The 21,520-nt window shown below is 67.0% G+C and carries 18 protein-coding genes and 1 pseudogene; 6 read left to right on the forward strand and 13 right to left on the reverse strand.

The window, feature by feature from the left end; all coding sequences use genetic code 11:
- Positions 1 to 26 precede the first annotated feature (26 nt).
- Positions 27 to 1,358, reverse strand: a complete 1,332-nt coding sequence (locus RT688_RS07985; protein WP_313704316.1) for an efflux RND transporter periplasmic adaptor subunit — start codon at positions 1,356 to 1,358, stop codon at positions 27 to 29.
- 161 nt (positions 1,359 to 1,519) lie between these two features.
- Here RT688_RS07985 and RT688_RS07990 point away from each other — a divergent pair, with 161 nt between their 5' ends.
- Positions 1,520 to 2,137 carry a TetR family transcriptional regulator gene (locus RT688_RS07990; RefSeq protein WP_313704318.1) on the forward strand — a complete coding sequence of 206 codons (618 nt, stop codon included), beginning with the start codon at positions 1,520 to 1,522 and terminating at the stop codon, positions 2,135 to 2,137.
- 114 nt (positions 2,138 to 2,251) lie between these two features.
- Here RT688_RS07990 and tal read toward each other — a convergent pair whose 3' ends face one another.
- The 3 genes from tal to RT688_RS08005 form a co-directional block, all read right to left on the reverse strand.
- Positions 2,252 to 3,181: a transaldolase gene (gene tal / locus RT688_RS07995; RefSeq protein WP_313704319.1), complete on the reverse strand. Its 930-nt coding sequence runs from the start codon at positions 3,179 to 3,181 to the stop codon at positions 2,252 to 2,254.
- An 82-nt stretch (positions 3,182 to 3,263) separates the two neighbouring features.
- Positions 3,264 to 4,409: a phospholipase effector Tle1 domain-containing protein gene (locus tag RT688_RS08000; protein ID WP_313704320.1), complete on the reverse strand. Its 1,146-nt coding sequence runs from the start codon at positions 4,407 to 4,409 to the stop codon at positions 3,264 to 3,266.
- A gap of 28 nt (positions 4,410 to 4,437) precedes the next feature.
- Positions 4,438 to 4,935 (reverse strand): GAF domain-containing protein, encoded by a 498-nt coding sequence (locus RT688_RS08005; protein WP_313704321.1) that lies wholly within the window; start codon positions 4,933 to 4,935, stop codon positions 4,438 to 4,440.
- 154 nt (positions 4,936 to 5,089) lie between these two features.
- Between RT688_RS08005 and RT688_RS08010 the strand changes: the two genes are divergently transcribed.
- Positions 5,090 to 5,533, forward strand: a complete 444-nt coding sequence (locus tag RT688_RS08010; RefSeq protein WP_313704322.1) for an energy transducer TonB — start codon at positions 5,090 to 5,092, stop codon at positions 5,531 to 5,533.
- Positions 5,534 to 5,576: 43 nt separating this feature from the next.
- On the opposite strand, the gene RT688_RS08015 is transcribed toward RT688_RS08010, so the two are convergent.
- The 7 genes from RT688_RS08015 to pgi form a co-directional block, all read right to left on the reverse strand.
- Positions 5,577 to 6,176: a PEP-CTERM sorting domain-containing protein gene (locus RT688_RS08015; protein WP_313704323.1), complete on the reverse strand. Its 600-nt coding sequence runs from the start codon at positions 6,174 to 6,176 to the stop codon at positions 5,577 to 5,579.
- Between the two features lie 166 nt (positions 6,177 to 6,342).
- Positions 6,343 to 8,529, reverse strand: coding sequence for an ATP-binding protein (locus RT688_RS08020; RefSeq protein WP_313704324.1), 2,187 nt, complete (start codon positions 8,527 to 8,529; stop codon positions 6,343 to 6,345).
- A gap of 86 nt (positions 8,530 to 8,615) precedes the next feature.
- Positions 8,616 to 9,011 carry an ASCH domain-containing protein gene (locus RT688_RS08025; protein WP_313704325.1) on the reverse strand — a complete coding sequence of 132 codons (396 nt, stop codon included), beginning with the start codon at positions 9,009 to 9,011 and terminating at the stop codon, positions 8,616 to 8,618.
- Between the two features lie 4 nt (positions 9,012 to 9,015).
- Positions 9,016 to 9,870 carry an SIS domain-containing protein gene (locus RT688_RS08030; protein WP_312550272.1) on the reverse strand — a complete coding sequence of 285 codons (855 nt, stop codon included), beginning with the start codon at positions 9,868 to 9,870 and terminating at the stop codon, positions 9,016 to 9,018.
- A gap of 2 nt (positions 9,871 to 9,872) precedes the next feature.
- Positions 9,873 to 11,342, reverse strand: coding sequence for a glucose-6-phosphate dehydrogenase (gene zwf, locus RT688_RS08035; RefSeq protein WP_313704326.1), 1,470 nt, complete (start codon positions 11,340 to 11,342; stop codon positions 9,873 to 9,875).
- A 393-nt stretch (positions 11,343 to 11,735) separates the two neighbouring features.
- Positions 11,736 to 12,632, reverse strand: coding sequence for an SMP-30/gluconolactonase/LRE family protein (locus tag RT688_RS08040; RefSeq protein WP_313704327.1), 897 nt, complete (start codon positions 12,630 to 12,632; stop codon positions 11,736 to 11,738).
- A gap of 23 nt (positions 12,633 to 12,655) precedes the next feature.
- On the reverse strand, positions 12,656 to 14,296 hold the full coding sequence (gene pgi / locus RT688_RS08045; RefSeq protein WP_409521893.1) for a glucose-6-phosphate isomerase: 1,641 nt from the start codon (positions 14,294 to 14,296) through the stop codon (positions 12,656 to 12,658).
- Positions 14,297 to 14,609: 313 nt separating this feature from the next.
- Between pgi and edd the strand changes: the two genes are divergently transcribed.
- Positions 14,610 to 16,529, forward strand: coding sequence for a phosphogluconate dehydratase (gene edd, locus RT688_RS08050; RefSeq protein ID WP_313704329.1), 1,920 nt, complete (start codon positions 14,610 to 14,612; stop codon positions 16,527 to 16,529).
- A gap of 66 nt (positions 16,530 to 16,595) precedes the next feature.
- Entirely contained in the window at positions 16,596 to 17,219 is a 624-nt protein-coding gene (gene eda / locus RT688_RS08055) for a bifunctional 4-hydroxy-2-oxoglutarate aldolase/2-dehydro-3-deoxy-phosphogluconate aldolase (protein WP_313704330.1), read from the forward strand.
- Positions 17,220 to 17,419: 200 nt separating this feature from the next.
- Here eda and RT688_RS08060 read toward each other — a convergent pair whose 3' ends face one another.
- On the reverse strand, positions 17,420 to 19,273 hold the full coding sequence (locus RT688_RS08060) for a hypothetical protein (RefSeq protein ID WP_313704331.1): 1,854 nt from the start codon (positions 19,271 to 19,273) through the stop codon (positions 17,420 to 17,422).
- 525 nt (positions 19,274 to 19,798) lie between these two features.
- Between RT688_RS08060 and RT688_RS08065 the strand changes: the two genes are divergently transcribed.
- Both RT688_RS08065 and RT688_RS08070 read left to right on the forward strand, forming a co-directional pair.
- Positions 19,799 to 20,341 carry a Rhs element Vgr protein gene (locus tag RT688_RS08065; RefSeq protein ID WP_313704332.1) on the forward strand — a complete coding sequence of 181 codons (543 nt, stop codon included), beginning with the start codon at positions 19,799 to 19,801 and terminating at the stop codon, positions 20,339 to 20,341.
- Positions 20,342 to 20,449: 108 nt separating this feature from the next.
- On the forward strand, positions 20,450 to 20,917 hold the full coding sequence (locus tag RT688_RS08070) for a hypothetical protein (protein ID WP_313704333.1): 468 nt from the start codon (positions 20,450 to 20,452) through the stop codon (positions 20,915 to 20,917).
- A 44-nt stretch (positions 20,918 to 20,961) separates the two neighbouring features.
- Here RT688_RS08070 and RT688_RS08075 read toward each other — a convergent pair.
- A pseudogene (locus RT688_RS08075) lies at positions 20,962 to 21,520 on the reverse strand (b-glycosidase); the annotation flags it as partial.

A 21,520-nucleotide genomic window follows, 5' to 3' on the forward strand; every position in this document is an offset into this window, starting at 1 on the left:
AAAGTCCTGTTTCTATGCGTTGCGGCTTAGCGGGCGCTGGTGGCGGCGCCGGCGGCGCCGGCAGCGGCGGTCTTCGCCTGGCCGCCGCCGGCGGCGGCGGCGTCACCGTTCTGGGCGGCAGCCGGTGCCGCGGCGCCAGCGGCGGCCTGGGCATTCGCGCCGGCCGGTGCCGCGCCGGCAGGAGCATCGCCGGCACGGGTCCATGGAACCGCCTTGACCGGGGTGCCCGGCGGCAGCATCTGCAGCTTCTGGAAGCCGTCGACCATCACGCGCTCGCCTTCCTTCAGGCCGTCGAGCACGACCCAGTCGGTGCCCTGCTGCGAACCGATCTTCACGGAGCGCGGGACCGGCTTGTTGTCCGGGCCGACGACGGTCAGGGTGTCGCCCTGGGCGCCGCCGCGGGTGACGGCCTGCTGCGGCACCAGGATACCGTTCGGCAGCACCGCCTGCGACAGGCGCACGCGCACGTACTGGCCCGGCAGCAGCGCATTGTCCTCGTTCGACACTTCGGCGCGCAGGGTCACCTGGCCGGTGGTCGGGTCGACCGTCACGTCCGAGAACAGCAGGCGGCCCTTGGCGGCCAGCTCGGTGCCGTCGTCGAGGAGGACGGTGACCGGCACGCTGCCGTTCTGCTTGTCGCCCTGCTGCTTGCGCAGGCGCTGCAGTTCGGAGGCCGACTGGGTGATGTTCAGGTACATCGGGTTGGTCTGCTGGATCAGGGCCAGTTCGGTCGCCTGGGCGGCCGACACCAGGGCGCCTTCGGTCACCAGCGCGCGGCCGATGCGGCCCGTGATCGGGGCGTAGACGTTGGCGTAGCCGGCGTTGATCTGGGCGATCTTGACCTGGGCGCGGGCGGCGGCGACGTCGGCTTCGGCCTGTTTCTGGGCCGCGACCGCGTTCGTGTATTCCTGCTTGCTGACCGCATTGGCCTCGACCAGCGGCTTGTAGCGCTCCGCCTGGGCGGCGGCCTGGGTCAGGTTGGCCTGGGCGCGGCCGAGCGCCGCGTTGGCGCTGTTGAGCTGGGCCTGGTAGGGTTCCGGGTCGATCTGGTACAGCGACTGGCCTTGCTTGACGATGCTGCCTTCGGTGAAGGTGCGCTTGAGCACCACTCCGTCGACGCGCGCGCGCACTTGCGCCACGCGCACCGGCTCGGCGCGCGCCGGCAGTTCGGTCTGGAGGGCCACCGGCTGGACGTGGGTGGTGATCACGCCGACTTCGGGCGGCGGCATCTGGCCGCCGGCGCCAGGGCCGGCCTGGGCGGCATCTTTCTTGCCGCAGGCCGACAGCAGGGTCACCGCCATCAGCGTGCAGGCGGCAATCCGGGTCAGGGACAGGGGAGAGGAGTGGGCAGAGCGCATTACGTGTGCTTCCTTCTGGTTTTATTAAAAAGACAAAACCGCCCTCATGAACCTCCTGGAGGTCCCTGCGCACGGTATGTCACTGGCTTTTACGAAATTTTTTATATACTATCACGAGTGTATGTTTAACGTGTTGGACCACCTGAAAAATTGGAGAGACGATGGCCCGCAGAACCAAGGAAGAAGCGGCCGCTACGCGAGACAGCATCCTCGATGCAGCAGAGCAATTGTTTGTGGAACAAGGAGTGTCGCGAACGACCTTGCAGCATATCGCAAGCGCGGCCGGTGTGACGCGCGGCGCGATTTATTGGCATTTTGACGACAAAGGCGCGCTCTTCAATGCAATGATGGAGCGCGCCACGCTGCCTTTCGAGTGCGCCTTCGGGGTGCTGGAGGCGGCGGGTGCCGTCGATCCGCTGCGCGACCTGCGCAACTTCGTCCTCGAGATTTTCCGCGTGACCGAGCAGAACCCGCAGGCGCGCCGCGTGTTCGAGATCGCCACCCTGAAAGTCGAGTTCGTCGGGGAACTCGATGCCGTCCGCGTGCGCCGCCGCCAGAGCCAGCGCGACTGGATGGACCACGTCGAAGGACGCCTGCGCGACGGCATCGGGGAAGGGCAGGTCCGCGCCGACATCGACGTGCACCTGGTGGCGCTGGGCCTGTGGTCGATGATGGACGGCATGATCCGCAACTGGATGTTCGAACCCGCTTCCTTCAGCCTGCTCGACTCGGGCGCCAGGATCCTCGACGTCTACCTCGCCGGCCTGCGTGCGTCCTGAACCGGACAAACGATACGCCGATGAAAGAAGCACGGCCGGATGGCACGAACGATACAACCATATAAATAAAAAAAGCGCGGCCGGAGCCGCGCTTGTCGTTGCCTGCGCGCCCGATCAGCGCAGTTCTTCGATCATCTTCTTCAGCTTGGCCGAATCGGCCACGAAGGCGCGGATGCCTTCGGCCAGCTTCTCGGTCGCCATCGCGTCTTCGTTGAGCATGAAGCGGAAGCTCTTCTCGTCGACGGCGATCTTCTCGATCGCGGCATCCGCATCCGTCACCAGCTTTCGCTCGACCGGCGCGTCGGTGTCGGCCAGCTTCTGCAGCAGGTCCGGCGAGATGGTCAGCAGGTCGCAGCCCGCCAGTTCCAGGATCTGCGAGGTGTTGCGGAAGCTCGCGCCCATGACTTCGGTCTCGTAGCCGAACTTGCGGTAGTACTGGTAGATGCGCTTGACCGACTGCACGCCCGGATCGTCCGCGCCTTGGTAGTCGGTGCCGGTCGACTTCTTGTACCAGTCGTAGATGCGGCCGACGAAAGGCGAGATCAGCTTGACGCCCGCTTCGGCGCAGGCCACGGCCTGGCACAGCGAGAACAGCAGGGTCAGGTTGCAGTGGATGCCGTCCTTTTCCAGGATCTCGGCGGCGCGGATGCCTTCCCAGGTCGAGGCGATCTTGATCAGCACGCGCTCGCGCGACACGCCGGCCTTTTCGTACAGGGCGATCAGTTCGCGGCCCTTGGCCACCGTCGCTTCGGTGTCGAAGGACAGGGCGGCATCGATCTCGGTCGAGACGCGGCCCGGGACGTACTTCAGGATCTCGACGCCGAAGGCGATGAGCAGGTTGTCGACGATCGCTTCGACCGATGCGCCATTGGCGCCGGCGACGGCCTGTTCCAGCAGCGGACGGTATTCCGGCTTCTGCACGGCTTTCAGGATCAGCGAAGGATTGGTGGTCGCATCCTGCGGCGCGTAGGCCTTGATCGACTGGAAGTCGCCGGTGTCGGCGACCACGGTGGTGTACTGCTTGAGCTGTTCGAGTTGGTTCATCTTGAGGAGATGGTTGGTGACGGTCAGGCGGCTATTGTACCGAATCGCCGCCCCGGCCTGCGCTTGCGCTTGCGGTTTGCGTTCACGCCGCCCGCGCCTGGCCCGTGGCGGCGGGCGCGCCGAGGGGCGCGTCGGCGGCGACGTGCAGGCGGCGCGGGGTGTTCGGCAGGCGGTAGCCGACGCCGGCGTCCAGGCGCGCGCGGACCGAATGGTGGATCGTGGCGCTGGGTGGAATCTTGCGCGCGCGCGGCGTGCCGAAAGGCGGCATGGCGCCGATCGTCCAGCGCCGCCCCCTGCCGGGACCGCGCCACAGGCGCTGCGGCGCCCATTCAGCCAGCTTCCAGGGCGCCGTCATCGAATCGTGGATCGTGCCCAGCGCGGCGGCGCGCACGCCATCCGCGGGTTCGAGCTCGGCGCCGGCGCGCGCCAGGTCCAGGCGCAGGCCTTGCTCCGCGGCCTCGCCCAGCATCCAGCGCAGGCTCAGCAGCGCCAGCTGGGCTTCGCCCGGCGCATAGCCGCCGCCGACGTCGGAATGCACGCCGGCGAACCAGACCTCGCGGTTATTCGTCTGCGGCGCGCAGCGCGGCTTCCAGCGGTGCTGGCGGAAGAAGCAGCGGCGCTCGTCGATCGAGACCGCATGGCGCACGGCGTCGACCGAGGGGTTGTCGATGGTGTAAGGAATGACCACCGGGTCGTAGACCCAGCCGACCGATTTCACCGTGTCGAACAGGCCGAGCAGGCGGATGCGCACGCGCCGCCCGAAGGTGTCCCTGAAGCGCTCCTGCAGCGCGAAGTCGGGCGCGTTGTCGGGTTTCTTGCGCGCCAAAAGCATGGCCCAGGCGTAGTCGAACAGGTGGGCCTGGTGCGCCGGCACCAGGCCGATGGCGTGGACCATGGCCGCCAGCGCGCGCGCCGCGAAGGCGCCGCGCGAGAAGCCGAAGACGAAGATCTCGTCGCCGGGTTGCCAGTTCTGCGCGAGGAAGCGGTAGGCCCCCTCGACGATGCGGCGCAGGCCCCAGCCGAAGGCCAGGCCGCAGATCCGCGACGGCAGCTTCTGCCACTCGAACAGGGTCTCCTTCAGGCCGAAGGTGCCGACGCCCTGGTCGTAGTAGGCGAGGGTGGAGGCGGGATCGGCGGGCAGCGAACGCAGCACGCGGATGACGTTGGTCGGGCAATCGCTGAAGCGGTTGCCGGTGCCGTCGAGGCAGACGACGAGCTGGCGTCCCATGTGCCGGTTCCCTGTCGCCGCCTGGGCCTTAGCAGTCGGTCGCGTCCAGGAAGGCGGCGACCATGGCTTCCAGGCCGGCGCGGTCTTCGTCCGAGAAGCGGTCGAGCTTCGGGCTGTCGATGTCGAACACGCCGACCAGCCTGTCGTTCTTGATCAGCGGGATCACGATTTCCGAGTTGGAGGCCGAGTCGCAGGCGATGTGACCCGGGAAGGCGTGCACGTCCGGCACGACGATGGTCTTGCGCTCCACGGCGGTGGCGCCGCACACGCCGCGCCCGAAAGGAATCCGGGCGCAGGCCGGCTTGCCCTGGAAGGGGCCGACCAGCAGGTCCTGGCCTTCGCCTTTTTTCGAGGGGACGGCGAGGTAGAAACCGGCCCAGTTCAGGTCGGCGAGGGTGTCGTACACGAGGGCCGAGAACTGCGAGGCGTTCGCGGTCAGGTCGCGTTCGCCTTCGAGGACGCTGGTGACCTGGCGTACCAGCAGGTCGTAGTCGGGGCGGGTGCTGCGTTCTGGGTTGATGTGCATGGCGCGAAACGGATAACGGAACGAAAACGTTTATTTTACAGCGGGCAGGGCTTGCTTGCGGGACCAGCCATTGCCTGGAACGACGGCGGCTGGATTCCATTATGCCGGATGCTCAATTACAATTTGGAAATCATTTTTTATTTTATGGAAACACATGCCGACCTGCACGCGCCTACAACTTGGCCTCGGTATCGCCGTCGGGATGCTGGCGTCGCTACCGGCGGCAGCGGCTCCAGAGCTGGATGCCTTCGGGCGGCCGTTCAAGGAAGAAAACATGATCCCGGCAAAGTCGCCTGTGTGCTCGTCGAAAGACGAGCTCGACGTGGCGCCGGTGTTCGTCCATGGCGTCAAGCCCTTGTATCCCATCAATAGCAATTTGAGCCGGAAAACAGGCGCTGCGGTCATTGACTACCGGGTCGAGGCGGATGGAAAGACGACGGTCGTCTCCAGTAAAAACAGCGGGACGGATTCCGACAAGAAATGGTTTGGCAATCACGCCATGATCGCGGTCGGCAGCTGGATATTCGAACCCGGCATGCGCGGCGGCGCGCCGGTGCCGGTGGCGTGCAAGGTCCGGTTCGAGTACGGTTTCAGGTAGGCGGCTTGCCCGGCGCGGCGGGCCAAGCCGCCGGGTCCGTGTTTCAGGCCAGCGCCTTGCGGCGCAGGCCGGCTGCCGCCAGCAGGCCGGCGCCGAACAGGGCCAGCGTGGCCGGTTCGGGAACCTCGGCCGGCAGCTCTGCGCCCTCGCGCGCGATGTAGCCGGCAGCGCCGCCGCACGGTTCGGGGCGGCTCCAGGGGCAGCCGGCCTCGGTCATTTCAAAGTCGCTGTTGGCATCGATGACGGTAAACGTCCGGCCGACCGACTCCATGTAGAGGTGGCTCTCGCTGTCGTTGAGGTAGATGGAGCCGCTCAGGAAACCGTCCGCCCCGAAGCTGAGCTGCAGGTCGATGTAGCCCAGTTTGCTCTCGAAGCCGCCATCCTGCAGCGACCATTGCACGCCGTAGCCGGGGAAGGTATAGCGCAGGTTGAGCAGGCCGGCCGGCGGAAGCTCGTCGTTGAAGTGCTCGAAATAATAGTTCAGCGAGCCGGCCTGCACCGTGGCCTCGTCGAATTCGAGTTCGAGGGTGATTCCGTACGGCGTTTCGTCGTTCGTCGCCTGCCATTGATAGATGACTCCCGCCTGGCTGCACAGCGGCAGCAGGGACAGGGCGACAGCGGCAAGATAAGACAGAATTTTCATGACCTCTCCTCGGTTTTGGTGCTGTCATCCATAGCAAGGAGCGGGCCAGACGCCCAAGTGCTTGAAAACGCTGGCTTTCCGGCGCACTTGTGACATCCAGCCGGCGATCATGTAAAGAATTTCGACGGGCGCCTGGCCGCGTATCGGCCCCGGCTTGCGCGGACGCTTACCCTGCCGATGGCGCGGGCGCCGATACGGGCTCCGGGTGGGCGGCGACCGCGCGCCGCAGCTCGTCCAGCGTGGCCGGCTTGGTCAGGTGCAGGTCGAAACCGGCGCCCAAGGCGCGGCCGATGTCGTCCTGCTGGCCATAGCCCGTCAGTGCGACCAGGCGCGGCGCCAGCCCCAGGCGCCGCAGCGCGCCCGCCAGGGCGTAGCCGTCCATGTCCGGCAACCCGATGTCGAGGATCGCCACCGAGGGTTCGCAGCGCGCCGCGACGGCCAGCGCCTCGGCCCCGCTGTGGGCCACGCAGACCTCGTGCCCGAGCTGGGCCAGGATCGCCGCCGTGGTCGCGGCGGCGTCGAGGTTGTCGTCCACCACCAGCACGCGCTCGGGCGCCGCTTCAAGCATGCCCGCCGGCTTGACGGCCGGCGCCGGCGCCGCCGTCAGCGGCAACTCGACCACGAAGCGGCTGCCGCAGCCGGGGCCGTCGCTGTGGGCGCGGATCCGGCCGCCGTGCAGTTCGACGATCTTGCGGACGATCGCCAGGCCCAGGCCCAGCCCGCCGGTACTGCGCGCCAGCTGCTGCGGCGCCTGGTAGAAGGGTTCGAATACGCGCGCCAGCAGCTCGGGCGGCATGCCGATGCCGCTGTCGGCCACTTCCAGCCGTGCCCAGCCATCGCACTCGCTCAAGCCGACCCGCGCCGTGCCCTTGCCGAAGCGTTCGGCATTCGACAACAGGTTGTTCAGGACCTGGGCCAGCCGGCTTTCGTCGCCGTGGACCCACAGCGCCGCGGGCGCCGCCAGCTCCACCGTCATCCCGGGGCGGCTGGCGGCGCCGTGGCGCACCAGTTCGGCCAGGTTCAGCGGCCGCGGATCGAGCCCCATCTTGCCGGTCGCGATGCGCGACACGTCGAGCAGGTCGTCGACCAGGCGCTTCATGTGCTGGACCTGGCGCCGCATGATGCCGCGTTCGCGCTCGCTTGCCTTGTCGCCGCGCAGGTCCATCAGGTCGAGCGAGGCGACGATCGGGCTGAGCGGATTGCGCAGTTCGTGGCCGAGCATGGCGAGGAATTCGTCCTTCACCTGGCCGGACTGGCGGCTTGCCTCGAGCGCCTGTTCGAGCGAGGCGAGCAGGCGCGAGCGCTCCTGCTCGTGGGCGGCGCGCTGCCTCGCCGCGCTCTCGATGGCCTCGCCCATCAGGCGGAATTCCTTGACCCGCGAAGGCGCCACCGCCGCCAGCGCGCCGGTCCCGAGCGCGGCGCTTGCCGCCTGCAGCGTGCGGAAGGTCCTGGCGATGCGCGCCGACAGCAGCCAGGCGATGCCGATGCTTGCCAGCAGGGACAGCGCCAGGCCCCAGCCATAAAGGGCGATGCCCTCGAGCGTCGCGCTGCCGACCGTCGTCGTCGGCACGCTGAGCGCGACGCTCCAGCCGTAGCGCGACAGGCGGGTATAGGCGGTGGTGACCGCTTCGCCCTCGAGCGTGGTGGTGGCGCCGATGCCTTCCGGCGCACGGCTGCGGATCAGCCTGGCCAGCGAGGCGCTGGGCGGGGTGGCGACGGTCTGTTCGTGACGCGGCGAGCGGGCGACGATCGCGCCGGAAGCATCGATAATCGCGATCACCGATCCTGGCGGCGCCTGCTGGCGCTCGATCACGCGCAGGATGCGGCCGGGCTGGATCACGCCGGTCAGCGCATACAGCCGGCCGGCCTGGTCGCGCACCGGCACGCGCACCGGGAAGGCCGGCCGCCCGCGCGGTCCGCGCGCCACCTGTCCGACCAGCGGTTTTTGCACGGCGAGCAGTTGCTGCAGGCTGTCCGGATCGGCGATGTGCCCGCCGGCGGCGCCGAAGGGGCTGGCGGTGCGGAACAGGATCTTGCCGTCGGCGTCGGTGAGGATCACGGTCAGCCATTCGGGCTGGGCCGCGGCCTGCCGGGCTGCGATGTCGTAGAAGCCGCGGATGTCGCCGGCGCCGATGGTCGGCGCACGGGCGAGGCTGGCCAGGGTCGAGACCGCGCCGTCGAGTTCCGCGTCGACGGCGCTGGAGAGGGCGCGCGCCAGGTCGAGCATCGCGCGCTCCTGCTCGCGCTGCTGGTACTGGCCGGCGGCATGCAGCGACCACAGGCCGAGCAGGGCGAGCGGCAGCAGCCCGATCGCGCTGAGGAGGATGAGCAGCCGGCGCAGAGAAATGGTCATACCGGATGGCGACGGCATAGCTTAACCCTGGGTAAAAAAACATTATACGGCGAAACGTCGGGCTTGTTTTCTCGTCCAGGGGCGCCTCATTTGGCGGGCGCCACTTCCACCAATTCGAAATGCAGGGTCACGAACGGGACGTCGTCGTGCAGGTCCAGGTGCGGCAGGCAGCGGATCTGAACTTCCCTGAATTCGTCCGCGCTCGCAAAGGTCTCGCCACGCCAGACGTCTACCGGGATGTCGCCGAAGCGAATGATGCGCACCTCGGTCGCGCGGATCGTGCAGCGCATGCGCCCGCGCAGGTCGGGAACGTCGATCAGATCGCCCGCCGCATAGCCGCCGTCGCCCAGTTCGCCATAGCCCTTGTAGTAGTCTTCAACGGTGTCGGCGCTGACGGTCTTGCGTCCGGCGATGACGTCCAGGACCAGGCTGTCGTCGTCGGCGTGCGCGCCCCGGAAGCTCAGCTTCTTGCGCGGGGCCATCAACTCAGCCGATGAAGGAATCGAACTGCATGTCGAATTCCTGCAGCGCCTTCTGCGCGTTCTGCATCTTGCGCCGGAACTCGGGACCGCGCTGCAGGGCAAGGCCGACCGCCAGCACGTCGATCACGACCAGGTAGGCCAGGCGCGCCGAGATCGGCGTGTAGGGGTCGATGTTGAAGACCAGGTCGATCGGGATCAGCACGGTCGCCATGTCGGCCAGCGGCGTGCCCGAAGGGGCCAGCACGATCACGTCGGCGCCGCCGCGGCGCGCCAGCTTGGCCGAGCGCACCAGCGAGGGGTTGTTGCCGCGCTGGGAGATCGCCACCACGCAGTCGCCTTCGCGCAGCAGCGCCGCGGCGATCGAGTGGATCGCCGGGTCGGTGTAGGAGACGGTCGGCACGCCCGAGCGGAAGAACTTGTGCTGGGCGTCGGCCGCGACGAAGCCCGAGGTGCCCTGGCCGTAGAACTCGATCTTGTTCGCGCGCGACAAAATGTCGAGCGCCTTCTGCACCGACTCGGCATTCAAATTGTTGCGCAGGTCGAGCAGGGTGTTGATCGAGCGGCTGCAAATCTTGTTCACGAGGTCGGCGGCGAGATCGTCCTGGGCCGGCTGCTCGTTGGCGGCGGGTAGCGCGAGCGCCAGGCCCTGCGCGAGTTTCAGCTTGAACTCGTGCCAGCCGTCGTAGCCGAGGGTGCGGCAAAAGCGCACCACGGTCGGCTCGGACACCTGCGCGCTCTTGGCCAGCGCCGTGATGTTCTGGCTGACGGTGGCGCTGGGCGCTTCGAGCACCGCGAGCGCGACCTTGCGCTCGGACTTCGAGAGCGAATCGAGCTGGGTGCGGATCGAATCGAGCAGCATGGTCAGTCTTCCGGCAGCGCTTCTTCGCGCCACTGCAGGCCGTCGCGGCCGATCAGGGCCGAAGAGGCCGCCGGGCCCCAGGTGCCCGAGGCGTAGGGCACCGGCGCGGTGTCGTCCTGCTCCCAGTGGTCGAGGATGGGCTCGACCCATTCCCAGGCCGCTTCCAGCTCGTCGCCGCGCATGAACAGGGTCAGCTGGCCGCGCAGCACGTCCAGCAGCAGCCGCTCGTAGGCCTCCATGCGCGGCGCCTTGAACTGCTCGCGGAAGTCGAGTTCGAGTTCGGCCTGCTTCAGGCGCATCGAGTCGCCCGGGGTCTTGGCCATCAGGTTCAGCGACAGGCCTTCGTCCGGCTGCAGGCGGATCACCAGGCTGTTCGGCTGGAAGCTCGAGGTCGGCTGGTTGAAGATCGAATGCGGGATCTGCTTGAAGCGCACCACGATCTCGGCCAGGCGGTCGGCCATGCGCTTGCCGGTGCGCAGGTAGAAGGGCACGCCGGCCCAGCGCCAGGTGTCGATCTCGGCCTTCATGGCCACAAACGTCTCGGTCTTCGAGCTTTTCGGGGCGTCCGGTTCGTCGCGGTAGCTCGGCACGGCCTGGCCGTCCACGAAGCCGGCGCGGTACTGGCCGCGCACGATGTTCTGGGAAAGGGTGGTCGGGGTGAAGCGCTTCAGCGAGCGCAGCACCTGCAGCTTGGCGTCGCGCACGGCGTCCGGCGCGATCGAGGTCGGCGGCTCCATCGCCACGATGCACAGCAGTTGCAGCAGGTGGTTCTGCAGCATGTCGCGCAGCGCGCCCGAGGTGTCGTAGTAGCCCAGGCGGTTGCCGACGCCGATCTTCTCGGCGATGGTGATCTGCACGTCCGAGATCCATTCGCGTCGCCAGAGCGGCTCGAACAGCACGTTGCCGAAGCGCAGGGCCAGCAGGTTCTGCACCGTCTCCTTGCCGAGGTAGTGGTCGATCCGGTAGATCTGCGATTCGGCGAACACCTTGCCCACGTCCAGGTTGATCTGCTTGGCCGAGGCCAGGTCGCGCCCCAGCGGTTTTTCCAGCACAACGCGCGAGTTCGGCGTGGCCAGGCCCGTTTCGGCCAGGTTGTCGCAGATGCGCGCGAACAGGCTGGGCGGGGTGGCCAGGTAGTAGACGCGCGTGATGTCCTCGTCCTTGCGCAGGGCCTCGACCAGCGGCGCGTAGGTCTGGACGCGGGTGGCGTCGAGCGCGACGTAGGTGATGCGCTGGAGGAAGCGTTGCCACTTTTCCTCGACCACGGTCTCCTTGATGTGCGGCTTCGAGTGGGTCTCGATCATGCCCAGGAAGGCTTCCTGGGAACTCTCGTCCTTGCCGACGCAGATGATGCGCGCGGTCGGCGGCAGGTCGTTGGCGACGTCGCGCGCATACATTGCGGGCAGGAGCTTGCGCATCGAGAGGTCGCCGCTGCCGCCAAAGAAGACGAGGTCGAAATCGGAAAGAGCCATGGGTATCGGAACAAAGAGTGATGGAAGTCGTGTGTAAATTTACTACACAGATATGCGCTTAGCAAGAAATTCTACTACGTGCGTCGGAGAGGATCGATGGTGCCACAGGCGTGGCAAGGAGGGCGCCCGTCGCGGCAGGGAGCAGGGTGGACGGCTCTACCTTGTCATGGAAATGCCCGCGCCGCCAGCGCCTTCCACGCATTCAAGCGGCGTGTATGGCGGCGTGCAGAAGCAGGCAGCGACGTAGGGTGGGCGCCCCTGTGCCCACGCGTGACGCATGCCTCATGTTGGCGTTGACGGAGTGCCGCGTCTGCTCATCGTTCACGCGTGGGCACGGGGCGCCCACCCTACGGCCTGTGCCGACGCCGGCAGTGCCATGCCGCCGGCGTTGGCTCAGCGCCGGTAGTCGGGCTGCACCACGCCCGGCACGTCGACGCGCAGCGCCAGCACCTTGCCGGTCAGCGGATACTGCTCCTTCTCCGCATTCGAACGGCCATGGCTGGCGGTGGTGATGTAGAGCGTGCGCAGGTCGGCGCCGCCGAAGGCGAGCCCGGTCGGGCAGCGCACCGGCAGCTGGACTTCGCGCAGCAGTTCGCCGGTCGGCGAGAGCTTGAGCAGGCGCCCGCCTTCGAACATCGCGATCCAGTAGTTGCCTTCGCTGTCGACGGCGGCGCCGTCGGGGCGCCCGCCGTAGTCGGGCGCGTTCTTGTCGGTCGAGAAGGTCACCAGGTTGCGGTCCAGGGCCGCAGCGCCCGCCTCGACGTCGAAATCGTAGCGGTCGATGCGGTGGCTGGTGGTGTCGGCATGGAACATGGTGCGTCCGTCCAGGCTCCAGGCCAGGCCGTTCGAATTGGTCATGCCGCCGGACCAGGCCAGGCGCAGCCGGTCGCCTTCGAGCACGTACATCTCGGCGGCCGGCTTGTCGCGCGGCTCGTACATGGTGCCGACCCAGAAGCGGCCCTGGGGATCGACGCGGCCGTCGTTGAAGCGGTGCAGGCCGGTGTCGTACGGAGCGGGGCAGATGTCGGTGATTTCGCCGCTGGTGGTGTTCAGGCGCACGAAGCCCTGGCGGGTGGCGACCACCAGGTTGTTGTCGTCGTCGGCGGCGATCGCCGAAGGTTCGGAGCCCATCTTCCAGGACGAGTACTTGCCGCTGGCCGGGTGCACGCGGTGCACGGTCAGGCCGTTAATGTCGACCCAGTACAGGGCCGACTCGACGTCGTGCCACAGCGGGCATTCGCCGACCAGCATCGCTTCGTCGTGGACGACGTCGATCTTCGCATTCTTCATGGTGGTGTCTCTATCCCCTTCTATTAAACGGCGGCCTTCGCGCGCGCGATCAGGCCATTCGTGGAACTGTCGTGTTGTTCGGGGTGGGCCTCGCCGGCCAGCTCGGCCTCGATCTTCTTGGCCAGCACCTTGCCCAGCTCGACGCCCCACTGGTCGAAGCTGTTCAGGTCCCAGATCACGCCTTGCACGAAGGTCTTGTGCTCGTACAGCGCGACCAGGGCGCCCAGCGTGGCCGGGGTCAGGTATTCCATCAGGATGGTGTTGCTCGGGCGGTTGCCGGGGAAGGTCTTGTGCGGCGCCAGGCGTTCGATCTCGGCCAGCGACAGGCCTTGCCCCTGCAGGTCCTTGCGCACCTCGTCGATGTCCTTGCCCTTCATGAAGGCTTCCGACTGGGCGAAGCAGTTCGCCAGCAGCGCGGTGTGGTGGTTGTGCAGCTCGTGGGCCGGGCGCAGCGCGGCGATGAAGTCGATCGGCGTCAGGTCGGTGCCCTGGTGCAGCAGCTGGAAATAGGCGTGCTGGCCGTTGGTGCCCGGCTCGCCCCAGATCGCCGGGCAGGTCGGGGTGTCGACCGGCTCGCCGTCGCGCGTGACGCGCTTGCCGTTGCTCTCCATGTCGAGTTGCTGCAGGTAGGCCGGGAAGCGGTTCAGGTCCTGGTGGTAGGGCGCGATCGTGACCGAGGCGGCGCCCAGGAACTGGCGGTTCCAGAAGCCGACCAGGGCCAGGATCATCGGCATGTTCTGCTCGACCGGCGCGGTGCGAAAGTGCTGGTCCATCTCGTGGGCGCCGGCCAGGAAGTCGGCGAAGTAGCCGTAGCCGACGGCCAGCGCCACCGGCAGGCCGATCGCCGACCAGACCGAATAGCGGCCGCCGACCCAGTCCCAGAACGGGAACATGTTGGCCGGATCGATGCCGAAGGCCTTGATGGCCTCGACGTTGGTCGACACCGCCACGAAGTGCCTGGCCAAGGCATCCTCGGGAGCATGCGCGAGGAACCACTTGCGCGCGGTCTGGGCGTTCATCATGGTCTCGGCCGTGGTAAAGGTCTTCGAGGCGATGATGAAGAGGGTGGTCTCGGGATCGAGCTTTTCCAGCGCGGCGTCCATGTCGTGGCCGTCGACGTTCGAGACGAAGTGCATGGCCAGGCGCGGATGGCTGTACTGGCGCAGCGCCAGGCAGACCATCTTCGGGCCGAGGTCGGAGCCGCCGATGCCGATGTTGACGATGTCGGTGATCGGCTTGCCGGTGTGGCCCAGCCATTCGCCGCCGCGCACGGCGTCGGTGAAGGTCTTGATCCGGGCCAGCACGGCATGCACGTCGGCCGCGACATCCTGGCCATCGACCGTCAGCTTCAGGTCGCGCGGGGCGCGCAGGGCGGTGTGCAGGACGGCGCGGTTTTCTGTGTTGTTGATCTTCTCGCCGGCGAACATGGCGTCGCGGCGCTGCTCGACGCCGCGCTCGCGCGCGAGGCTGGCAAGCAGTTCAAGCGTGCGCCCGTCAAGCCGGTTTTTTGAATAGTCTAGGAACAGGCCGGCGGCCTCGATCGACATGCGCTCGAAGCGTTGCGGATCGGCCGCGAACAGGTGGCGCATCTGCCAGTCTTCGGCCTCGACGGCGTGGGTTTCGAGGGCCTGGAAGCTGGCGGTGGTAGTCAACGATGGTTGCATTGAAGGCTGGGACATGGCTCGCGCGCGATATTGTTTAAGACAGATTATCGAATAATACAGGAATCGTTCGTAAATTCACTACACAATGCTTGAGTCCAGGCTTGCGGCTATTGATCGATCTTTCAACGTTGTACCGCGTGGGCTCGAGAGCCCACCCTACAAAGGCGCCATGCGCCCGTTGCCTGGTTCTCGTAGGGTGGGCTCTCGAGCCCACGCGGTCTCAGGCCCATTCCCAGCCGCAAAATGACCGTCTACCTGAATCCAATCCAATTCTGTAGTAAAATTTCAGAGTCAAATTTTCGAAGGAACGATTATGGCGCTGCACCCCGTAGTTGAACAGGTAACGAACCGGATCATCCAACGCAGCCGCGCCTCGCGCGCCGCGTATCTCGCGCACCTCGAGGCGGCGCGGGTCAAGGGTGTGCAGCGCGGGGCGCTGTCGTGCACCAACCTGGCCCACGGCTTCGCCGCCTTCCCGGCCAACGACAAGCTCAAGCTGCGCGAGCAGAAGAAGCCGTCGGTGGCGATCGTCTCGTCCTACAACGACATGCTCTCGGCGCACCAGCCGTTCGAATATTTCCCGAAAGTGATCAAGGAAGCCGTGCGCGAGGTCGGCGCCGTGGCCCAGTTCGCCGGCGGCGTGCCGGCCATGTGCGACGGCGTGACGCAAGGCCAGCCGGGCATGGAGCTGTCGCTGTTTTCGCGCGACACCATCGCCATGTCGACCGCCGTCGCGCTGTCGCACAACATGTTCGACGCCGCCCTGTACCTGGGCATCTGCGACAAGATCGTGCCGGGCCTGCTGATCGGCGCGCTGCACTTCGGCCATATCCCGGCCGTGTTCGTGCCGGGCGGCCCGATGACCTCGGGCATCTCGAACAAGGAAAAGGCGGCCATCCGCCAGCGCTACGCCAAGGGCGAAGCCACCCGCGAGGAACTGCTGGAGGGCGAATCGGCCTCCTACCACGGCGCCGGCACCTGCACCTTCTACGGCACCGCCAACAGCAACCAGATGCTGATGGAGATGATGGGCCTGCACCTGCCGGGCGCCGCCTTCATCACCCCGGGCACGCCGCTGCGCGATGCGCTCACAAGCGCGGCTTCGCACCAGGCGGTCTCGGTCTCCCAGCAGGGCGGCAACTACATGCCGGTCGGGCACATCGTCGACGAAAAGAGCATCGTCAACGCCATCGTCGCGCTGCACGCGACCGGCGGCTCGACCAACCACACGCTGCACCTGGTGGCGATCGCGCGCGCGGCCGGCATCGTCATCGACTGGAACGACTTCGACGCGCTGTCGAAAGTGGTGCCGTCGCTGACCCGCATCTACCCGAACGGCGACGCCGACGTGAACCACTTCCAGGCCGCCGGCGGCCCGGGCTTCGTGATCCGCGAACTGCTCGACGCCGGCCTGGCGCACGAGGACGTCAACACCATCCTCGGCCACGGCCTGCGCCAGCACTGCAAGGAGCCCTTCCTGGGCGAGGACGGCAAGGTCGTCTGGCGCGACCTGCCGGAGCAGAGCGGCGACGAAGCGGTGCTGCGCAAGTACACCAACCCGTTCAGCGACAACGGCGGCATGGTGCTGGTCCAGGGCAACCTCGGCCGCGCGATCATGAAGGTGTCGGCGGTCAAGAAGGAGCACCACGTGGTGGAAGCCCCTGCGCTGACCTTCAATTCGCAGGAAGACTTCATGCACGCCTACAAGGCCGGCCACCTGAACCGCGACTTCGTGGCGGTGATCCGCTTCCAGGGCCCGCGCGCCAACGGCATGCCGGAACTGCATGCGCTGACCCCGGCGCTGGCCAACCTGCAGGACGCCGGCCACCACGTGGCGATGGTGACCGACGGCCGCATGTCGGGCGCTTCCGGCAAGGTGCCGGCGGCGATCCACGTCTCGCCCGAGATCCTGGCCGGCGGCCCGCTCGGCCTGGTGCGCGACGGCGACATCCTGCGCGTCGACGCCACCAATGGCACCCTGCAGGCCCTGGTGCCGGAAGAGGTCTGGGCCCAGCGCAAGCAGGCCAGCGCCGACATCTCGTCCAGCCACATCGGCATGGGCCGCGAGCTGTTCGCGATGTTCCGCAACGCCAGCAGCGCGGCGGAAGAGGGCGCCGCGACCTTCCCGCTGCCTTCGCCGAAGCACACCACCCTGCCGTTGCACGAGGGCGCCGACAGCGGCGAAATCATGCCGGGCTCGGACGAAGACTTCCTGTTCAGGACCAATAAATAATCACGACTGCGAATCACGACTGCGAATCACGACTGCGAACCACGACTGCGAACCATGACTACGAATATGACCGTACTTGACATTATGCGCTCGGCGAGCGTGATCCCCGTGATCGCCATCGACGACCCCAGCCACGCCGTCCCGCTGGCGAAAGCCCTGGTTGCCGGCGGCATCCGCGTGCTCGAAGTGACGCTGCGCACGGCGCACGGCCTGCAGGCGATCCGCGACATGGCCCAGGTCGAAGGCGCGATCGTCGGCGTCGGCACCCTGACCCAGCCGGAAGAATTCGCCGCCGCGCGCGACGCCGGCGCCGTGTTCGGCGTTTCGCCGGGCCTGACCCCGTCGCTGATCGCCGCGGCCAAATCGAGCGGCCTGCCGCTGCTGCCGGGCGTGATGACGCCGTCGGAAGTGATGGCCGCGCGCGAAGCCGGCTTCAAGCAGTTGAAACTGTTCCCGGCGGTGCCGGCGGGCGGCGTCGGCATGCTCAACGCAATCGCCGGCCCGCTGCCGGACGTGACCTTCTGCCCGACCGGCGGCATCTCGATCGACACCGCCCCAAGCTTCCTGGCCTGCAAGAACGTGGCCTGCGTGGGCGGCTCCTGGCTGACCCCGAAGGATGCCCTGGCGGCCGGCGACTGGGACCGCATCACCGAGCTGGCCAAGGCCGCGGCGGCCCTGCGCAAGCAGTAAGTCGCTGCCGCTGGAAGGGCGCGGGCGTTCTGGCTGCCGTATCAGAGCCTATCCCAGTAGCCAGAAGTCGCTCCTGGCGCGCCTGACAAGCATGGGCGGCGTTGCTTGTCGTTGCGTGGCTCGCCACGCGGCCTCCTCGCGCCTTGCCCAAGCCTGCCATGCATCGCCATGAGCTTCCCCCCGTCTACCGGGATAGGCTCCTAGTCAGGCAGCCAGACGACGGTCGTATCCATGTTGCCGGCACTGTCGGCGCCGATCACCAGCAAGCGGTTGCCAACCCTCACCAGGGATTGCACGTGCACGGCTGGCGAGATGCGGGCCAGCAGCCTCGGCTCGCTGGCCGCCAGGGGGCCGGCGCCGGCGGTTTCGAAGAGTGTCGTGAAGCTGCCGTCGCTTCTGCCTTCGGGCCAGAATTGCCCGCTCTGGACGACGCTGGCAATGAGCTGTCCGGAGGCGCCGCCATACACACCGGCATTGCCGCGGATCGGCAGCAGCCATGGTGCCTGTAGCGCGCTGGTCTGGAGCGTGGCGCCCGGCAAAAGGATTGGGTTGCCGTTGGGGTCGAGGCGAACCGCACCGATGCCGGACAAGTCCGAACACGTCATCGCCAATCCCGGCTGCAGCGCGACCGTGTTCAGGAATCGGCAATTGTCGAGCGTAATGCCCAGGACCTGGTCGGTCACGCTGGCGCCGGTGCCGGTATCGATCATTGCCAGGCGCCAGCTGGGCTGCAGGTTGCTTGCATACCAGGAAAACGCAAGCCGGCTGCCGTCGAGCGCCATGTCCAGCCTGGACAGGTCGATCGACGCCGGCGGCGTCACGGTCGATACCGGCCCCAGCGCCAGGCCATTCGCGTCGACATGCTGGGCCACCAGCCAGCGCTGGGATGTCTGGCCGTCCCAGGTGGCGCGCACCCAGCCTATCCAGACGCCAGCGTCGTCGCTGGCGACACGGTAGCTGCCGTTGTCGTTGTCATTGCCCATCTGGGCATCGTTCAGGACTTGCACCGCCGGCCGCACGATGCGCTGCCCGGTCGCATCCAGCGACACCATCGACAGTTGCTGGTTGCCGGTGCGCGCAAAGAGCCTGACTTCGCTGCCGACGCGGATTGCGCGCGGCTCCGAGAAGAAACTCGTGCCGGGGAACAGATCCGTGCGCGCATAGCTGCGCGCGGCCACGACGTTTCCGCGGGCGTCGAGCTGGGCCACCGCCAGGCCCTGGTTCGAAGGCTGGTTCGGGATCTGGCCAATGGCAACCGCCGAGGTGTCGAAGCCGACCACGTCGCCGACATATTGCAGCGGCGGACCGGAGAGCGACGAACCGGCAGGCGACACCGCCACCACGGTATCCGCATGGCCGAGTCCCTGCGTCAAGCCGTCCCAGTTCTCGAGAATTTCGGTGACGACGCGGTTCGGCAAGCCGGCGGTATCGTTCGGTTCTTCCAGGCGGCTCTTGACGATGCCGATGCCCGGCGCATACCAGGTACTCTGGAGCGACTCGTACACCGGCGAAAAGCTACCGCTCTTGCTGTACTTGACGCGCGCGCGCAAGCGCGTGTCGACGTGGACGGCCTTGACCTGGCGCCGGTTCGGCAGATCGAGCATTTCTTCACCGATCACCGTGCTGTACACGGCAACGTCGAGCGCGTCATTGACCTTGTCGCCATCGAGGTCGGTGCCGCTGTCGGCGATGTGCTTGTCGATGCTGGCGTACTGGTCGTTGACCTTGACCGGCGAGCGCAATTCGATCACGTCGACGGCCTGGGCCGGCCCGTCCGCGGAGAATGCGATCTGGTTGGTCGAAATATAGGCGCCGCCTTCGTACCGGATCGGGTTGCTTTCCCCCTCGTCGTTGAACGGACGCGTGCCGCTCTCCATCACGCCGCTGCCGGATGCTGCATGGGTGACGATGTTCGTATAGGGATTGAAGTCTGGCGCGAGTTCGCCGGCGGGTTTCTCGACCCCGTGGTAGCGCCAGACCGCGCCGGCACGCAAGACGCGCAGGGATGCGGCGTCCGCATACAGCGTGGCGCCGACCGTCGGTGCCGCAGGCACGAGCCCGCTGACGGCGGACGGCGGGGGTGGTGTCGGTGTCGGGCCTGGCGCTGGCGTCGTACCCGACCCGCTGCCGCCGCCACCCCCACCGCCGCATCCGCCAAGCGCGGTCGCAAGCGCCACTACCAACAACAACCGGTTCGAAACCATGAATTCTCCGCTGTAATTTTAATTATCGGTAAGTACTCTACAGGATGAAAAGCGTGATAACCAGTTATGTATTTTCAAATGACAAAAAAACACTGTGCGCGGACACCGGGGCCATGCAGCAGCGCGTTTTCGACATGGTTGCGCATCCATGCCCGCCGCTGCTTCCGCAAAGGAAGTGCAGTTGCGGTGCTGTTCGCCTTCCGATTCGCCATTGATACCTTCAATCTTCAAGACCGCGTCATTTGCCATGAATCCTCCGTCAACGGTTAGCAAAAGGAGGATTCTTGCTCGGTTCCTTCATGGACGTGTCGGGTGTCGTCGACGGCACTCGTCTATAATCCCGGCAATGGCGTTGGATAGAAAGTCACCCCGAATATGCGTACCAGGACGCGCCTGCTGACCGAGGGCGAAATCGCGTTGGCGTCCCTGTTGTTCCGTGACGCCATCGACTACCGGCGCGTCCGCATCCATGCCCGCCGCTACATGCCCTTCCAGCCGAAGAACTGCGCGATGACGCCGAACGGCAGCATGTACTTCCACGCCTCCTGCTTCCTCGACGATTATTCCCAGGCCAATCTCACCGGCCAGCACTGGTTCATGCACGAGATGGTCCACGTCTGGCAGCACCAGCTGGGCTACCCGGTGCGCCTGCGCGGCGCCGTGCGCGTCGGCCTGCGCTACGACTACGAGCTGGCCGAGGGCGCGACCCTCGCCGACTACAACATGGAAGCCCAGGGCGACCTGCTGGCGGACTACTTCGTCCTGAAATTCCTGGGCCGGCCGGACGCAATGCGCCAGCGCCGGTACGGCGGTCAGCTGGCGCTGTACGAGCAGGTGCTGGCCGGTTTCCTGGCCGACCCGGCCAACCGCGCCAACCTGCACCGTGGCTTCGCCGGCCGCATCGCCCGCTTTGCCTGAAGGCCCTGGCGCGCGCCGTCTTACCCATTCTGCATTTGATTCTGCTCAACACTGCTGCGTGGCAACCTCGTAGGCTAGGAGCCTGCCTGCTTTGCTGTTTCCGCCGCCATGATGCTCCCGCTGACCCTGATCCTGATCCTCCTGCTCGCGCCGCCGGCGCAGGCGGCGCGGCGCGTCGGCGAGGCCCAGGTGCGCGAAGGCGCGAACGGGGTGCCGTGCTTCACGATCTCGGAGCGTGAGGAACAACGCGGCGGCATCCCGGACTTCCAGTCGGTGACGGTCAGCGAGGCCCGCGGCAAGCTGATGTGGCGCATGGCGATGCCGCGCGAGCGTACCTTCCCAGTGATGAACAGCATGTGCATTCCCTACGGCGGACGGGTGCAGGCCTTGCCGCAAACCCCGGCCGCGGTGCTGGCGCCGGACAAGGCTTACCTGGTGCAGATCGAGGCCCGTCCCGGCCGCAAGGCGTCCATGCCGCTGCGTTACCAGGCCCGTTTCTGCCTCGTGAAAAAAACCGGCGGACTCATGGGCCTGTGCCCGGAGGCCGGCCCGGCGGTAGCGGCAGCGCGCCGCTGAGGTTTCCCGCTGATGTGCGCCGGCCGGCGGGCACGGCGGGACAGTCAGGACCAGTTCTTGTCCGGTTGTACGTCGAGCCGGTGGGCCGCATCGATCACGTCCTGCAGCTCGACCGGATCGCTGTAGGGATCCTCGTCCAGTCCCGTCACGCGGTTCAGCTCCTTCTGCCAGCGGCGCAACTCGTCGACGTAGGCCTGGTGTGGCACCCGTTTCAGGTCGCCGCCGTCCTCGACCAGGTCGCAGATGCCGTTGTGGACCCATTCGCCGGTATGCCAGTCAGGCATGTCGACCGCCGGGAACAGGCAGATGCCCTGCAGGTCCATGCCGCGCCGCACGGCCGCCAGCGATTCACCCATCACGTCGCGCAGCCAGCTGGCGCGGCCATGGCCCAGGCCGCTCGTTTCGCCGATGATCATCGGCCTGCGGTAGCGTTGCCATACCGTATCGAGCATCTCGCACAGCGGCGCGATGCGATCGTCGCCGGGCGGCAGCGGCGCATGCGGGCCGTGCTCGCGGTATTCCATCTGGCCGAAGGAATAGTTGTTCGCGCCGACGATATCCAGGATCTCGGGCGAACCGCCGAATTCCGGGTGCGCCTTGCCG

The sequence above is a fragment of the Massilia sp. genome (genome assembly GCF_032106685.1).
Taxonomy (GTDB): domain Bacteria; phylum Pseudomonadota; class Gammaproteobacteria; order Burkholderiales; family Burkholderiaceae_D; genus Telluria.

Excerpts from the sequence above, each read along its gene's own strand:
- RT688_RS07985 (WP_313704316.1), bottom strand. The coding sequence starts at position 1,358 with ATGCGCTCTGCCCACTCCTCTCCCCTGTCCCTGACCCGGATTGCCGCC.
- RT688_RS07990 (WP_313704318.1), top strand. The coding sequence starts at position 1,520 with ATGGCCCGCAGAACCAAGGAAGAAGCGGCCGCTACGCGAGACAGCATC.
- tal (WP_313704319.1), bottom strand. The coding sequence starts at position 3,181 with ATGAACCAACTCGAACAGCTCAAGCAGTACACCACCGTGGTCGCCGAC.
- RT688_RS08000 (WP_313704320.1), bottom strand. The coding sequence starts at position 4,409 with ATGGGACGCCAGCTCGTCGTCTGCCTCGACGGCACCGGCAACCGCTTC.
- RT688_RS08005 (WP_313704321.1), bottom strand. The coding sequence starts at position 4,935 with ATGCACATCAACCCAGAACGCAGCACCCGCCCCGACTACGACCTGCTG.
- RT688_RS08010 (WP_313704322.1), top strand. The coding sequence starts at position 5,090 with ATGCCGACCTGCACGCGCCTACAACTTGGCCTCGGTATCGCCGTCGGG.
- RT688_RS08015 (WP_313704323.1), bottom strand. The coding sequence starts at position 6,176 with ATGAAAATTCTGTCTTATCTTGCCGCTGTCGCCCTGTCCCTGCTGCCG.
- RT688_RS08020 (WP_313704324.1), bottom strand. The coding sequence starts at position 8,529 with ATGACCATTTCTCTGCGCCGGCTGCTCATCCTCCTCAGCGCGATCGGG.
- RT688_RS08025 (WP_313704325.1), bottom strand. The coding sequence starts at position 9,011 with ATGGCCCCGCGCAAGAAGCTGAGCTTCCGGGGCGCGCACGCCGACGAC.
- RT688_RS08030 (WP_312550272.1), bottom strand. The coding sequence starts at position 9,870 with ATGCTGCTCGATTCGATCCGCACCCAGCTCGATTCGCTCTCGAAGTCC.
- zwf (WP_313704326.1), bottom strand. The coding sequence starts at position 11,342 with ATGGCTCTTTCCGATTTCGACCTCGTCTTCTTTGGCGGCAGCGGCGAC.
- RT688_RS08040 (WP_313704327.1), bottom strand. The coding sequence starts at position 12,632 with ATGAAGAATGCGAAGATCGACGTCGTCCACGACGAAGCGATGCTGGTC.
- pgi (WP_409521893.1), bottom strand. The coding sequence starts at position 14,296 with ATGCAACCATCGTTGACTACCACCGCCAGCTTCCAGGCCCTCGAAACC.
- edd (WP_313704329.1), top strand. The coding sequence starts at position 14,610 with ATGGCGCTGCACCCCGTAGTTGAACAGGTAACGAACCGGATCATCCAA.
- eda (WP_313704330.1), top strand. The coding sequence starts at position 16,596 with ATGACCGTACTTGACATTATGCGCTCGGCGAGCGTGATCCCCGTGATC.
- RT688_RS08065 (WP_313704332.1), top strand. The coding sequence starts at position 19,799 with ATGCGTACCAGGACGCGCCTGCTGACCGAGGGCGAAATCGCGTTGGCG.
- RT688_RS08070 (WP_313704333.1), top strand. The coding sequence starts at position 20,450 with ATGATGCTCCCGCTGACCCTGATCCTGATCCTCCTGCTCGCGCCGCCG.